Annotated in this window: 14 protein-coding genes; 5 read left to right on the top strand and 9 right to left on the bottom strand. The window is 62.3% G+C overall.

All coding sequences use genetic code 11. From position 1 onward, the window contains the following. From IFT98_RS16640 to IFT98_RS16670, 7 genes are all read right to left on the bottom strand, one after another. On the bottom strand, positions 1-681 hold the full coding sequence (locus IFT98_RS16640; RefSeq protein ID WP_122713399.1) for a class I SAM-dependent methyltransferase: 681 nt from the start codon (positions 679-681) through the stop codon (positions 1-3). A gap of 144 nt (positions 682-825) precedes the next feature. Further along, positions 826-2,115 carry a sensor histidine kinase gene (locus IFT98_RS16645; protein WP_192050706.1) on the bottom strand — a complete coding sequence of 430 codons (1,290 nt, stop codon included), beginning with the start codon at positions 2,113-2,115 and terminating at the stop codon, positions 826-828. Beyond that, on the bottom strand, positions 2,105-2,788 hold the full coding sequence (colR, locus tag IFT98_RS16650) for a two-component system response regulator ColR (RefSeq protein ID WP_122479445.1): 684 nt from the start codon (positions 2,786-2,788) through the stop codon (positions 2,105-2,107). Before colR ends, IFT98_RS16645 begins: the two co-directional genes overlap by 11 nt. 133 nt (positions 2,789-2,921) lie before the next feature. Further along, positions 2,922-4,568, bottom strand: coding sequence for a chaperonin GroEL (gene groL, locus IFT98_RS16655; RefSeq protein ID WP_122797148.1), 1,647 nt, complete (start codon positions 4,566-4,568; stop codon positions 2,922-2,924). A gap of 45 nt (positions 4,569-4,613) precedes the next feature. Further along, on the bottom strand, positions 4,614-4,907 hold the full coding sequence (locus IFT98_RS16660; RefSeq protein WP_122713401.1) for a co-chaperone GroES: 294 nt from the start codon (positions 4,905-4,907) through the stop codon (positions 4,614-4,616). Positions 4,908-5,155: 248 nt separating this feature from the next. Further along, a complete protein-coding gene (locus tag IFT98_RS16665; protein ID WP_192050704.1) occupies positions 5,156-5,647 on the bottom strand; it encodes an FxsA family protein in 492 nt (163 codons plus the stop codon). 155 nt (positions 5,648-5,802) lie between these two features. Then, positions 5,803-6,810, bottom strand: a complete 1,008-nt coding sequence (locus tag IFT98_RS16670) for a DUF481 domain-containing protein (RefSeq protein WP_192050703.1) — start codon at positions 6,808-6,810, stop codon at positions 5,803-5,805. 81 nt (positions 6,811-6,891) lie between these two features. Between IFT98_RS16670 and IFT98_RS16675 the strand changes: the two genes are divergently transcribed. Then, positions 6,892-7,260 (top strand): MGMT family protein, encoded by a 369-nt coding sequence (locus tag IFT98_RS16675; protein WP_192050701.1) that lies wholly within the window; start codon positions 6,892-6,894, stop codon positions 7,258-7,260. 41 nt (positions 7,261-7,301) lie between these two features. Next, on the top strand, positions 7,302-8,840 hold the full coding sequence (locus tag IFT98_RS16680; RefSeq protein ID WP_122797145.1) for an AmpG family muropeptide MFS transporter: 1,539 nt from the start codon (positions 7,302-7,304) through the stop codon (positions 8,838-8,840). A 61-nt stretch (positions 8,841-8,901) separates the two neighbouring features. Here IFT98_RS16680 and IFT98_RS16685 read toward each other — a convergent pair whose 3' ends face one another. Together IFT98_RS16685 and IFT98_RS16690 are read right to left on the bottom strand one after the other, a co-directional pair. Next, positions 8,902-9,744 (bottom strand): mechanosensitive ion channel family protein, encoded by an 843-nt coding sequence (locus IFT98_RS16685; RefSeq protein WP_122713406.1) that lies wholly within the window; start codon positions 9,742-9,744, stop codon positions 8,902-8,904. Positions 9,745-9,921: 177 nt separating this feature from the next. Further along, on the bottom strand, positions 9,922-10,401 hold the full coding sequence (locus IFT98_RS16690; RefSeq protein ID WP_192050699.1) for a YajQ family cyclic di-GMP-binding protein: 480 nt from the start codon (positions 10,399-10,401) through the stop codon (positions 9,922-9,924). Positions 10,402-10,558: 157 nt separating this feature from the next. Between IFT98_RS16690 and IFT98_RS16695 the strand changes: the two genes are divergently transcribed. The 3 genes from IFT98_RS16695 (at position 10,559) to IFT98_RS16705 (ending at position 14,393) form a co-directional block, all read left to right on the top strand. After that, complete coding sequence (locus IFT98_RS16695; RefSeq protein ID WP_192050698.1) at positions 10,559-11,536, top strand: putative 2-dehydropantoate 2-reductase; 978 nt, start codon at positions 10,559-10,561, stop codon at positions 11,534-11,536. A gap of 278 nt (positions 11,537-11,814) precedes the next feature. Further along, positions 11,815-13,830 carry an ATP-binding protein gene (locus tag IFT98_RS16700; protein ID WP_192050696.1) on the top strand — a complete coding sequence of 672 codons (2,016 nt, stop codon included), beginning with the start codon at positions 11,815-11,817 and terminating at the stop codon, positions 13,828-13,830. Positions 13,831-13,832: 2 nt separating this feature from the next. Next, positions 13,833-14,393: a cob(I)yrinic acid a,c-diamide adenosyltransferase gene (locus IFT98_RS16705; protein WP_192050694.1), complete on the top strand. Its 561-nt coding sequence runs from the start codon at positions 13,833-13,835 to the stop codon at positions 14,391-14,393. Positions 14,394-14,462 lie beyond the last annotated feature (69 nt).

Here is a 14,462-nt window from a genome sequence, read left to right on the forward strand (position 1 = left end):
TTACCCCTTACGTAGAACGTATACTCGCCACATGGCGTACATCGGCAAAAAATCCAGACGTTCCTGGATGCGGAAACCGGCCTGGATGAACTCCGCTTCAACGGTTGCCGCTGGCAACACGAAACGGTTCTGATACCCATCCTGCTCGTTGTGCAGGCGTCGACGCTGCTCGGCCCGCTCACGCTTCCAGGCCTTGAAGTTGCCATCGACCCACAGCGACAACACCACGCTGTCACGCGTCACCCGATGAAACTGCCTGAGAATCGTCATGCGGTGCTCGGCTTCACCGATGTGGTGCAGCAACCGCATGCAAAAAATGCTGTCTACCGAATTGTCCGGCAGGGCGACATCGAATGCCGAGGTCTGCAGCGGTTGCACCCGTCCCACGATGTGCGCCGGCTGTGAAGCGCAGGCGGTTTCCACCATGGCTGCCGAGTTGTCCGCACCGATGATCACCCGGTTCTGCTTCTCTGCCAGCAGCGGCCAGAAACGACCGGCGCCGCACGGCAGGTCCAGCACCAACCCAGGTTCGCCGACCAGGGCCAGGGCTTTGCGGGCCAGTTGTTCGTCGCGTCGGTGCGACATGCGTCGAGCAAAACTGTTGCGATGTTTGTCGAAGTACTTCTGCGCGTGAGCGCGATCGTACTTATCGGAAAATTCCAGCTTCACGGGATCGGACATGGGCACGCCTCCAGGACAGTGGCGCACACCTTATTCATCCAACCGTCATGGCTAGGTCATGTCATTGTGAAAAATTTGTCAGAAATTTCCGAGGTGATACAGGATATTTCCTACAATAATTGCCCCTGGGGTGCGACGCAAGCATCACGCCAAGGGTCGCTTGCCAAGGCCCAGCTCAACGGTGAAGCGACAGCCATGAGGCTCGACAGGCTCCAGACGGACCTGCCAACCCTGGTCCTCGCAGATCCGCTGGACCAACGACAACCCCAGGCCTAGTCCTTCCCCGCGCTTCTCCGGGCCACGCACGAACGGCTGGAACATGGCCTCGCGCTGGGCTTCGGGAATCCCTACACCGCTGTCTTCCACATGGAAGCTGCTCGCTCCCAGCGTCAGACGAATGAAACCCTGATCGGTGTAGTGCAGGGCATTGCGCAGCAGGTTGCCCATCACGGCGTGTAGAAAGGTACCGTTGTAGGTCTGCGCCAAGGGCGCGCCAGCGACGAACTCAAGCGCCAGGCCTTTCTTTTCGATGGCTGGTCGCCACTGGGTCAGCAGCGCTTCGGCCACCTGCCCCAAAGTGGCCGGCGTGACTCGGCCGCTGTCGTCACGCTGGGCACGCGCCAGCATCAGGAAGGTCTGCACCAGGTCACGCATGTCTTCGCAGGCTCGGGCGATGCGCAGCACCTGTGCACGCGAGCGTTCAGGCAGCGCCGGATTTTCCAGCAGCAGCTCACAGGAGCTGGCCAGCACCATCAACGGCGTGCGCAGTTCATGGCTCACGTCGCTGGTGAACAGCCGCTCGCGGGTCAAGGCATCGCGCAGGCGGCCAAGGGTGGCATCGAAGGCCACGGCCAGCTCGCCAACCTCGTCGGCCGTGTAGTCCGGTGCCAGTGGCGGTGCCAGGCCGAGGATCTGGTCACGATGGCGCACCTGGCGGGCCAGGCGCACCACAGGTGCCATGACCTTGCGTGCCAGAACCCAGCCAAGAAAGATCGCCAGGGCCAGGCTGAGCACGAAGCCCACCAGCACCACGGCGAACAGCACCCGTTCGCGCTCTTCGAAATCGCTCTGATCCTGCAGCAAGGCGTAACGACGACCGTCGACTATTTCGACCATCGCGTGGTAGGACAGATTGCCGCGAAACACTTCGTGGAAGCCGCGTGGCAGATGCCTTACGTCCGCAGTCAGCTCGAAGTCGCCCGGACCGTCGTCGTAGTAGAACAACTGATCGGGTTCGGGGCGATGGCTCCAATCGGCAGCGTTGTCCATCAGCAACAGGCGCTGCAGATCGCCGCCCAGGCCTGCGGATATCAACCGCTCTTCCACCAGGTGCACGGTGGCCACGATACCGACCGCGAACGCTCCGGCGACCAACGCACTCATCAAGGCAAACGCGATGATGATGCGTTGCGCAAGGCTCTGCTTAAACTCCATCACGGCCTTCGGCAAGACGGTAACCGACGCCGTGCACGGTGTGCAGCAAAGGTTTCTCGAACGGCTTGTCGATCACCTGGCGCAGTTGATGGACGTGGCTGCGCAGGCTGTCGCTGTCGGGGCAGTCGTCGCCCCACAAGGCTTCTTCGAGCACTTCGCGGCGCAGCACGTGGGGGCTCTTCTGCATCAGCACGGCGAGCAGTTTGAGGCCTACCGGGTTGAGCTTGAGCAGGCGGCCCTCGCGGGTGACTTCGAGGGTGTCGAGGTCGTAGATCAGGTCGCCCACCTGCAGCGAGCGACGACCACCGCCCTGAGCGCGGCGCAGGACCGCTTCGATGCGTGCCGCCAACTCCGACAGGGCGAACGGCTTGAGCAAGTAGTCGTCGGCACCGGAACGAAAGCCTTGCAGGCGATCGTCCAGTTGGTCGCGCGCAGTGAGCATGATCACCGGTGTGTCGCGCCGGGCGTCTTCGCGCAGGCGCTTGCACAGCGTATAGCCGTCGATGCCCGGGAGCATGATGTCGAGCACGATGAGGTCGTAGTGCTCGGTCGCCGCCAGGTGCAGTCCGGACAGGCCGTCCTGGGCGCAGTCGACGGTGTAGCCTTTCATACCCAGGTAATCGGCCAGGTTGGCCAGGATGTCGCGGTTGTCTTCAACCAGTAGGATTCGCATGGGCAGGTCTCCGAGTGCTGCTGTCGCCCCGGCGGGGCTCGCGCAGCTTATAGGCTGGGCAGGCATAAAAAAACCCCGGCCATGGCTGGCCGGGGTTTTTCTTACCTGAAGACAGGTAGAGCGCAGGGCTCGCTTACATCATGCCGCCCATGCCACCCATGCCGCCCATGTCTGGCATACCGCCGCCAGCCGAGCCTTCGGCTTTCGGCTTGTCGGCAATGGCTGCTTCGGTAGTCAGGATCAGGCCACCGATGGAAGCGGCTGCCTGCAATGCCGAACGGGTCACCTTGGTAGGATCCAGGATGCCCATTTCGATCATGTCGCCGTAGACGCCAGTTGCAGCGTTGTAACCGTAGTTACCTTGGCCGTTCTTGACTTCGTTGACCACGACGCTTGGCTCGTCGCCGGAGTTGGCAGCGATCTGGCGCAGCGGCGCTTCAACTGCGCGACGCAGTACAGCGATGCCTACGTTCTGGTCGGCGTTGTCGCCGGTCAGATTGGTCAGCGCTTCCAGAGCACGGATCAGTGCAACGCCACCGCCAGGTACCACGCCTTCTTCGACGGCTGCGCGGGTTGCGTGCAGGGCGTCTTCAACGCGGGCTTTCTTCTCTTTCATTTCAACTTCGGAGCCAGCGCCAACCTTGATCACTGCAACGCCGCCGGACAGCTTGGCCAGACGCTCCTGCAGTTTTTCACGGTCGTAGTCCGAGGAAGTTTCGGCAACCTGGGCACGGATCTGGTTGATACGGGACTGGATGTCGCCTTCAACGCCAGCACCGTCGACGATGATGGTGTTTTCCTTGGAAATGGTCACGCGCTTGGCGCTGCCCAGGTTTTCCAGGGTGGCACTTTCCAGGCTCAGGCCGATCTCTTCGGAGATGACGGTACCGCCGGTCAATACGGCGATGTCCTGCAGCATGGACTTGCGACGATCGCCGAAGCCTGGCGCCTTGACGGCGGCGACTTTGACGATACCGCGCATGTTGTTCACGACCAGAGTCGCCAAGGCTTCGCCTTCGACGTCTTCGGAAACGATCAGCAGCGGGCGGCCGGCCTTGGCAACAGCTTCCAGCACCGGCAGCATTTCGCGGATGTTGGAGATTTTCTTGTCAACCAGCAGGATCAGCGGGCTGTCCAGCTCGGCGACCATGGTCTCAGGCTTGTTGACGAAGTACGGGGACAGGTAGCCACGGTCGAACTGCATGCCTTCTACAACCGACAGTTCGTTTTCCAGGCCGCTGCCTTCTTCAACGGTGATCACGCCTTCTTTACCGACTTTTTCCATGGCTTCGGCAATGATGTCGCCGATGGAGCTGTCGGAGTTGGCGGAGATGGTACCGACCTGAGCGATAGCCTTGGTATCGGCGCATGGCTTGGACAGGTTCTTCAGCTCTGCAACGACGGCGATGGTCGCCTTGTCGATGCCGCGCTTGAGGTCCATCGGGTTCATGCCGGCAGCGACGGCCTTGTAGCCTTCGTTGACGATGGCCTGGGCAAGAACGGTAGCGGTAGTGGTGCCGTCGCCTGCGTCATCGTTGGCACGGGAGGCAACGTCTTTGACCAGCTGCGCGCCCATGTTTTCGAAACGATCTTCGAGCTCGATTTCCTTGGCAACGGAAACGCCGTCCTTGGTGATGGTCGGAGCGCCGAAGCTCTTCTCGATGATCACGTTACGGCCTTTCGGGCCCAGAGTCGCTTTTACCGCGTCAGCCAGGACGTTGACACCAGTCAGCATTTTCTTGCGGGCGGAGTCGCCGAATTTAACTTCTTTAGCAGCCATGATCGATTTCCTTGAATACTGGGTAGTAACGGGAGTTCAGTGGTTTCAGCCTTCGACGACGGCGAGGATCTCGCTCTCGCTCATCACCAGCAGGTCTTCACCGTCGACTTTGACGGTGTTGCTGCCCGAGTAAGGCCCGAATACCACCTTGTCACCCACTTTGACGGCCAGCGCACGAACTTCGCCGCTATCCAGGATCTTGCCGGTGCCCACTGCGACGATTTCGCCACGGTTGGGTTTTTCAGCGGCCGAACCTGGCAGAACGATACCGCCAGCGGTTTTGGACTCTTCTTCGCTGCGACGGATAACGACGCGGTCATGCAGAGGACGAAGCTTCATTGTCGATCTCTCCTAATTATGGTTTTCATCGGCCGGCGTATACCGGCGGTGTGGATCTTCCGGCGTAACCGGTCGCGTCTTGCACCGCAAGACGCGGGAACATGTGTGGCGCTGATGCCACAAACCTTGCGGTGACCCATACATGAGGTCGGCGCGGGCGATTACAAGGGCCGGGGCGAAAAAATTTGCAGGCGAACCTGCAAAAGAAACGGCGCCCGAGGGCGCCGTCGAGACGTTGCGGCAGATTTTCAGCGGTCCGAACGCGGCGTGTCGCGACCGACCACTTCGCCTTCGATCACCTCGCCTTCGATGACGTGGGCGCGGTAGGCCTGGGCCGGGCCACCGGGTGGCGGCATGTCGTCGGCGAACGCGCGCTGGCGCATCGCCTGCGCCTGGGCACGCTCGCGCACCTTGCGAATCAGGAAATGCCGAGTGAAGGGCAGCAGGCACAGCACGGCCAGCAGGTCGCTGATGAAGCCGGGCACGATCAGCAGCACACCGCCGACGGCGGTGACCAGGCCATTGAACATCTGCTCGGCGGGCAACTCGCCACGCTGCAGGCTGGCCCGGGTACGCAGGACCGTGGCCAGCCCGGCGACGCGCATGACCAGCACACCCAATGCCGAGCCGGCAATGATGAGCAGCAGCGCGGGAAAGAACCCGATCGCGGTGCTCACCTTGAAGAAGACGTACAGTTCCAGCACGGGGAACAACAGGAACAGCAATAGAAAAGCGCGCATCAAATGGTTTCCTCTACGGAAGAATGCCTTCCAGTAGACCCTAGATGACGTCAATAAATCGTTAATTCAAGGAGGTGAACAATCGGTCGCTTCGTCCACCCCCGCGAAACCCGCGCCAGGCGGGCCTCACGGACATGTATCGGCGTATTGCAATGTTACCAGGCGACACCGAAACCGGCGGTGTAGCGGGTGGTGTCGAGGTCCGCACCGCTGGTGCCGCTGACCAGGTCCTTCTCGGCCTTGAGGTTCAACGACGCCCATTCGGTGACCTTGTAGCGCAGACCCATTTCGGCATCCAGGCTGTAGTCGGCGACGTTGCCGATTGGCTTGCCGAGTTCGCCGCGGGTGAAGAACTCGACCGTCTTGCCAATCAGGTAGCGGTTGTAGTCCCACTTCATGGCCAGCGAATAGAAGTTGTCCTTGTCGCCGTCGGCATACTGGTAGTCGGTGCGGTTGATCAAGCCACCGAGGGAGAACGCACCCAACTCGTCGTCCCAGAACTGGTAGCCCGGACCGGTACCCACGGTGCGCTGACGCTCCAAGTCCTCGATCTTGTCACGCTTGTAGTCCACCCGGCCCTGCCAGAACCACTGATCGGTGAGGAAGCGGTCGAGGGAGTATTCGAGGTCGAAGTTGTCGGTCGTGACGATGCTGTCCTGGGACTCGCGGTTGTACTCGCCAGAGCCGATGTGACGCCACTTGCCGTGCCTGGCAGTGGTCTTGAAGGCGACGTTGTAGTCGTCGGTATCGGTTTCGGCGCGTTTGTAGTCCAGGCCCAGGTCGACATTGCCCTTGATCTGCAGATCAGTCACTACAGGCTTGGGCTTGATGATCTGCTGGATGCTGGCCAGTTCGACGGTCTTGGGCGCGTCACCGTTCTGCAGGATGACCTTGCCGTCTTCGGCGGCCTTGAACGACTTGGTTTTCTCGCCGATATAGTCATCCTGCTTGACCAGCAATTCCTGGTCGCTTTCCATGGTCTTGATCTGTTTCCAGTCCAGAGGAATCGAACCGCCGTATTCAGTCTTCACCATCAACTTGCCACCGTCGAACACGGTAATCTTGCCGGAGATACGGTCGCCGTTCTTCAACCAGACGGTATCGGCAAACGTCACAGTGGAGGTGGAAGCCAGGGCAAGGCACAGCAGGGTTCTAGGCAACATAGGCGGATTCTGGGTGCTCTGAAGTGTAGGAAATGCGGCATTATTCGGTAGGACAAGATCCGAGCAAGGACAGACCCCCAGATGACAGACGAGTTCAATTCTCAACTGCAAAATACCCCGGACGATGCCGCGACCGTTCGCCGCACGGCGCTGTACACCGTGCTGGCCCAGGTGCCAGAGGGCAAAGTGGTGACCTATGGGCAGTTGGCCGAACTGGCCATGCTCGGGCGCGCAGCCCGCTGGGTGGGTCGCACGCTGAGCCAACTGCCGGACGGTACCCGTCTGCCCTGGCACCGTGTGGTCGCCGCCGGTGGGCGGCTGAGCCTCGCGGCAGGCACGTGCAGCGGGGCCGAACAACGCGCACGCCTGCGGGGCGAAGGCGTGCTGATCATGAAGAATCGCGTGGATATGGCACGCCATGGCTGGCGTCCGGAGCAGGCATGCGGTTAGAGTGCGCGCTTTGTTTCGCAAACTGAGGCAGATTCCAGCCCATGCCCCGTAAAACCTGGCGCGCCGCGCTCGCCGCTTATGCCAGCCCTTCCACCGTTGTGCTTCTGCTGCTCGGTTTCGCTGCCGGCCTGCCGTACATGCTGGTGTTTTCAACCCTTTCGGTGTGGTTGCGTGAAGCGGGCGTCGCCCGTGAAACCATCGGTTATGCCAGCCTCATCGGCCTGGCCTATGCCTTCAAATGGGTATGGTCGCCGCTGCTCGACCAGTGGCGGCTGCCGCTGCTCGGCAAGCTGGGTCGGCGTCGCTCCTGGCTGGTGCTGGCCCAGGCACTGGTGATCCTCGGCCTGGTGGGCATGAGTTTCTGCGATCCGCAGAAGCATCTGTCGTGGTTGATCGCAATTGCCGTGGTGGTCGCGTTCGCCTCGGCCACTCAGGACATTGCAGTCGACGCCTACCGCCTGGAAATCGCCGAGGACCAGCGTCAGGCCGCCCTCGCCGCCAGCTACATGGCCGGCTACCGCGTGGCCGCGCTGCTGGCCACCGCCGGTGCACTGTATTTCGCCGAAGGCTTCGGTTCCACCGGGTTCGCCTATCTGCACCAGGCCTGGGCCAACACGTACCTGCTGTTCGGTGTATTGATGGTGCCGGCGCTGATCACCACCCTGATCATGCGCGAACCCCCGGTAGCGCTGCGCACCCAACTGTCGGCAGCGCGCTACGGCTTCAGCCACCAACTGATGTCGGTGTTCGTGCTTATCGTGCTGCTGGTGTCGGTGCCGGCGATGTTCACCCAGTTGTACAACACCGATTTTGCCAGCGTACTGTTCGGCACCCAGAGCCTGATCGACCTCCTGCTCGAGGACCGGGCGTTCCTGCGTGCACTGCTCTATATCATTCTGACTGCGCTGTGCCTGTCTTCGGTCGGTCGCCGCGGGTTGGCACCGGTGCTCACGCCGATCAACGACTTCATCCTGCGCTACCGCTGGCAGGCACTGTTGTTGCTGGGCCTGATCGCGACCTACCGGATGTCCGATACGGTGATGGGTGTCATGGCCAACGTCTTCTACATCGACCAGGGCTTCACCAAGGACCAGATCGCCAGCGTCAGCAAGATCTTCGGCCTGATCATGACCCTGCTCGGCGCCGGCTTCGGCGGTCTGCTGATCGTGCGCTTCGGCATCCTACCCATCCTCTTCATCGGTGGCATCACCTCGGCGGGGACCAACCTGCTGTTCCTGATGCTGGCCGACATGGGGCCCAATCTGCAGATGCTGGTGCTGACCATCTCGCTGGACAACTTCAGTTCCGGGCTGGCCACCTCGGCCTTCGTCGCCTACCTGTCGAGCCTGACCAACCTCAAGTTCTCGGCGACCCAATACGCCCTGCTGAGCTCGATCATGCTCCTGCTGCCGCGCCTGATCGGGGGCTACTCAGGGGTCATGGTCGAAAAGTTCGGCTACCACAACTTCTTCCTCATCACTGCCCTGCTCGGTGTGCCGACCCTGCTGCTGATCGCCCTGCACTGGAAGCAGGAGAACGCGCGCATCGCGCGCGACGGACCCGACGAAGAAGACGCCTGACAATCCTGACAAAAAAGCCCCGGCCATGACGACCGGGGCTTTTTCGTTTCAGGCTGCGAACCTACTTGGCTTCGCCTTCCTGCATCACCCGAATCACGCGCTGCGGGAACGGAATGTCGATGCCTTCGGCGCGCAGGCGATCGCGGATCTCGCCGTTGAGCATGTTGGTCACCCCGCCGAAGTCGCCGGTGTTGACCCAGGCCCGCAGGGACACGGTGATCGAGCTGTCGCCCAACGCCGCCACGACGGCCTCGGGTGCCGGGGTCTGCAACACGCGTGGGTCCTTGGCCAGGTCCAGCAGGATCTCGCGGGCCTTTTGCAGATCGGCGTCGTAGTCCACCCCGATATCGAAGGTGATCTTGCGCGTAGGCTGACGGTTGGTGTTGGTGATGATGCCGTTGGACAGGTTGCCGTTGGGCAGGATCACCGTGCGGTTGTCGCCAGTGCGCAACACGGTATGGAAGATCTGGATGGAGTCGACCGTGCCGCTCACACCCTGCGCTTCGATCCAGTCGCCGATGCGAAAGGGACGGAACAGCAGAATCAGCACGCCGCCGGCGAAGTTCGCCAGGCTGCCCTGCAGGGCCAGGCCGATGGCCAGGGTCGCACCACCGATGGCGGCAACGAACGAGGTCGTCTCGATACCGATCATCGAGGCCACACTGACCATCAGCAGGATCTTCAGAATGATGTTGGCGATCGTGCCGATGAAATTCTGCAGCGCCAGATCGATGTGACGCAGGGCCAGCAGTTTCTGCAGGTTGGCGGTGACTCGGTTGATCAGCCACCAACCCACGCACAGCACCACCAAAGCGAGGATCACCTTGCTGCCGTACTGCATGACCATCGGAATCCAGGCCTGCGAGGCCTGGACCAGATGATTGACTTCCGCGTTCAAATCCATGGGGTTCTCCTACCACCTTCGTTCAAGAAAAGCGTGCGGTAGCGCGGAAAGACCGACGCTGGCGCACCGGCCCCATGACCTGCAAGGCCTCGGCCAGCCCGGCGCCAGAGGCTCCGGCCGCACTGATGCTCCGACGCCGGTCGCCTGGCAAGGTTCAGCCCGGGCCGCCGTTCTTCATCAATCGCGAAAGTTGTTGAACTGCAGCGGCATGCCGAATTCCTTCGCGCGCAGGGCCGCGATTGCCTCCTGCAAGTCATCGCGCTTCTTGCCGGTAATGCGCACCTGCTCACCCTGGATGGCAGCCTGCACCTTGAGCTTGGCATCCTTGACGTGGGCGACGATCTTCTTCGCCAGTTCTTTCTCGATCCCTTCGCGCAGGACCGCTTCCTGTTTCATTTCCTTGCCTGAGGCGTAGGCATCCTTGACCTCGAGGCATTGCACGTCGATCTTGCGCTTGACCAGTGCCAGCTTGAGAATCTCGATCATGGCTTCCAACTGGTACTCGGCTTCGGCGGTCAGGGTGACCGTCAGCTCCTTGAACGCGAAACTGCCTTTTCCCTTGAGATCGTAACGGCGATCCAGCTCCTTGATGGCGTTGTCGACCGCGTTGGTGACTTCGTGCTTGTCCAACTCGGACACTACGTCGAACGAGGGCATGTGTTTCCTCCAGAATTGATCGGCGGCTCGTCGAAAGAAGGAGCACGCCTGGCTTGACGATTGAAATGCCCGCTTATTATAAGGGAGCCGGCAACGTGAAATGCCACCCCACCGCTTGAATTCAGGCGTGGGTCATCACTTTCTCCATGAGCCTGACATGCGCAACCTCCCCTCACGCAATGCACCTGCCGACGAACCTGCGCGGGTCGTCGCAGACCTACCGGCGCCCGGATCCTGGCATGTGTTGGGCGCGGGCAGCCTGGGTACGTTGTGGGCGTGCCGCCTGGCCCGCGCGGGCTTGCCGGTGCACCTGCTGCTGCGCAATGCTGCGCGCCTGCGGGCCTACCGCGAAGCCGGCGGCTTGCGCTTGATCGAAGACGGCCAGGCCAGCCTTCACTGCCTGCCGGCCACAGACGTGGCCGCCGACGGCCCGATCGCCCGCCTGTTGCTGGCGTGCAAGGCCTACGATGCGCAAGCGGCCATTGCCAGTGTCGCCGCGCGGTTGGCACCCGGCGCCGAAGTGATTCTTCTGCAGAACGGCATGGGCAGTCAGCAGGCGGTGGCCGAAATGCTGCCGCAGGCGCGTTGCATCTTTGCCTCGAGCACCGAGGGCGCGTACCGGCCCGCTGATTTCCAGGCGGTTTTCGCGGGGCAGGGCTTTACCTGGCTGGGCGATGCCGGCCCGGTCGGACTTGCCGAACCCGCAGCCTTGCTTGCCGATCTGGAGCGTGCCGGCATCGCTCATCAATGGACAGCCAATGTCCATTCGCGCCTGTGGCGCAAGTTGGCGCTCAACTGCGCAATCAATCCGCTGACCGTGCTGTACGGCTGCCGCAATGGCGGGCTGGCGGATCATCACGACGAAGTGGCGACCCTCTGCGCCGAGCTGGCACGGCTGCTGGGCGCCTGTGGGCAGACGGACGCGGCGCTGGAGCTGCACCAAGAGGTACAGCGGGTCATCCAGGCCACCGCTGCCAATTACTCTTCGATGTACCAGGACGTCGAGCAGGGTCGCCGCACCGAGATCGACTATCTGCTGGGCTACGCCTGCAAAGCCGCGCTGGAGCGGCACTGCGAGGTGCCACATCTGCAAGCGCTGCAGGCGCGACTGGTGCGGGCCTTGAACAAACCCTGAGACCGCAGCGCACCCTTCGCGGCCACGGACCGCTCCCACATAGGCCCGCGGTACCCCGTAGGAGCCGTCATCGGCCGCGAACCAGGCGCTGCGGTGAACCAGGCATACCGCAGCGCGCCCTTCGCGGCCACGGACCGCTCCCACATAGGCCCGCGGTACCCCGTAGGAGCGGTCATCGGCCGCGAAACAGGCGCTGCGGTGTGTCCGGCGAACCGCGGGATTTGCAAAGCAGGTTTGCTACACTGACGCTCTGCCCTGTCGTGGAAGCGATCCCCCCAATGCCCTTGCGCCAGAGACTTGAAAACCTGCCGGTTGGCCAGAAATTGCTGGCCGCCCTGCTGGTGCTGTTGACCACGGTGCTGCTGGTCGCCAACCTGACGTTCATCAGTGCCGCCTACTGGATTTCCCAGGAAAGCATGGCGCCCCAGGCCTTGCAGACCATCGGCCGACTGCTGGCCAACCCTGGCCTTGCGCAGCGGGCAGTACGCTCGCCGCAGGACGCCGAAGCGCTGCTCGAAGAGCTCAACAGCTATTCTCCGCTGTGCGCCGCCGCCATCTACGACACCCAGGGCGAGCGTCTGGCGCAGCTGCAGCACGGCGACCGGCTGAAGATGCCAGCCCGCTTCGCCAGCATCGAAGCCTGGCGCTCCACCGAATTCCGCAGCACCCAATTGGTACCCCTCCCCAATGCCGGCCATCTGCTGCTGGTGGCCAGCAGCGAACTGCCCGTGGCGTTCTACACCGGCACCCTGACTGCCAGCCTCGGCATCCTGGTGTTCAGCGTGCTGTTGTGGATGATCATCGCACGGCAGATCAAGCGCCTGATCACCGAGCCCATCTATCGTCTCGAAGAGCTGTCGCGCCAGGTCACCCGCGAAGAAAACTACGCCCTGCGTGCCGGGCGCGGCAATCACGACGAGATCGGCAGCCTGGCCGAAGCCTTCAACACCATGCTCTCGCGCATCGAAGCGCGCGAACAGCAACTCAAGCGTGCCCGCGACGAGTCTCAGGCTGCCTACGACCAGGCCCAGGGGCTGGCCGAAGAAACTCGCCACACCAACCGCAAGCTCGAACTCGAAGTCCAGGTGCGCAGCAAGATCGAGAAGAAACTCACCGGCTTTCAGAACTACCTCAACAGCATCATCGACTCCATGCCTTCGGCACTCATTGCCCTGGACGAGCAGCTGTACGTCACCCAATGGAACCAGGAAGCCAGCGCACTTTCCGGTACGCCGCTGGACGAGGCGCTCAATCAACCGATCTTTCTCGCATTCGCCCCGCTCAAACCGTTCCTGCCGCAGCTCAAGATCACGGTCGAACAGCACACGGTGGCCAAGATCGAGCGGGTCACCTGGGTCAAGGACGACACCCCACACCATTACGCGCTGACCTTCTATCCGCTGATGGGCGGTGCCGGCCGCGGTGTGGTGATCCGCATCGACGACATCACCCAGCGCCTGTCCCTGGAAGAGATGATGGTGCAGTCGGAAAAGATGCTCTCGGTGGGGGGGCTGGCCGCCGGCATGGCCCATGAAATCAACAACCCCCTGGGCGCGATTCTGCACAACGTGCAGAACGTCAGGCGTCGCCTGTCGGCAGACCTGCCGAAGAACCTCGAACAGGCCAGCGACGCCGGTGTCGATCTGGCAGCGGTGAACGCCTACCTGCAAGGGCGGGAAATCCCGCAGCTGCTCGACGGCATTCAACAAGCTGGTGCACGGGCCGCGAAGATCGTCACCCACATGCTCAGCTTCAGCCGCCGCAGTACCCGGGAAATGGCGCCGTGCGACCTGCCCGCCCTGATCGACCAGGCCGTGGAGATCGCCGGCAACGACTTCGATCTGGCGATCGGTTTCGACTTCAAGGGGCAAAACATCGTGCGCCAGTTCGACCCCGCGCTGGGCCCGGTACCGGGCACTGCCAACGAGCTGGAGCAAGTGCTGCTCAACCTGTTGAAAAACGCGGCGCAGGCCATTCATCAGCGCAACGATGAGCACGAGCCGGGGCGCATCATCCTGCGCACCCGGCTGAGCCCGCCGTGGGCGGAAATCCAGGTCGAGGACAACGGCGTGGGCATGCCCGAAAACGTGCGCAAGCGTACGTTCGAGCCCTTCTTCACCACCAAGGAAATCGGCCAGGGCACCGGCCTGGGCCTGTCGGTGTCCTACTTCATCATCACCAACAATCACAAGGGCCAGATGGAAGTGCAATCCAGCCCTGGCCAGGGCACCTGCTTCACTCTGCGCCTGCCGTTGGCCGGCCATCCGCTGCCCCTCACCAACACGGAGATATGAGCATGGGCTTTCGCCTGACGAAGATTTACACGCGCACCGGCGACCAGGGCGAAACCGGGCTTGGCGATGGACGTCGGGTACCCAAGGACCACCCGCGCGTGGAGGCCATCGGTGAAGTGGACACCTTGAACAGTCAGTTGGGCGTGCTGCTGGCGGGACTTATGGAAGATCCGCGCCTGAACGAGGTGAGCGAGGTGCTTGCGCCCTGCCAGCATCGGCTGTTCGATCTGGGTGGCGAGTTGGCCATGCCCGCGTACCAGGCACTCGATGCTGGCGAAGTCGAGCGCCTGGAAACGGCCATCGATACCTGGAACGACGAAGTCGGCGCGCTGGAGAATTTCATCCTGCCAGGCGGTTCGATGCTGATCGCCCAGGCCCATGTGTGCCGTAGCCTGGCACGCAGTGCCGAGCGTCGCTGTCAGCAGCTCAATGCCGTGGAGCCGTTGTCAGCGGTGAGCCTGGCGTACATCAATCGGCTTTCGGATCTGCTGTTCGTGGCGGCGCGGATCATCACTCGACGCCAGGCTATTGCCGAGATCCTTTGGCAGCCTGCCAAGCCGTGAGAATGGCGCAGGCCGCAGTTTGCCAGTACCGCGTCAGGCAATGGATCTTGAGGGACCCCTGACGCGGCT

Origin of the sequence: Pseudomonas sp. CFBP 8770 (assembly GCF_014841705.1) — a bacterium.
Classification (GTDB): Bacteria; Pseudomonadota; Gammaproteobacteria; order Pseudomonadales; family Pseudomonadaceae; genus Aquipseudomonas.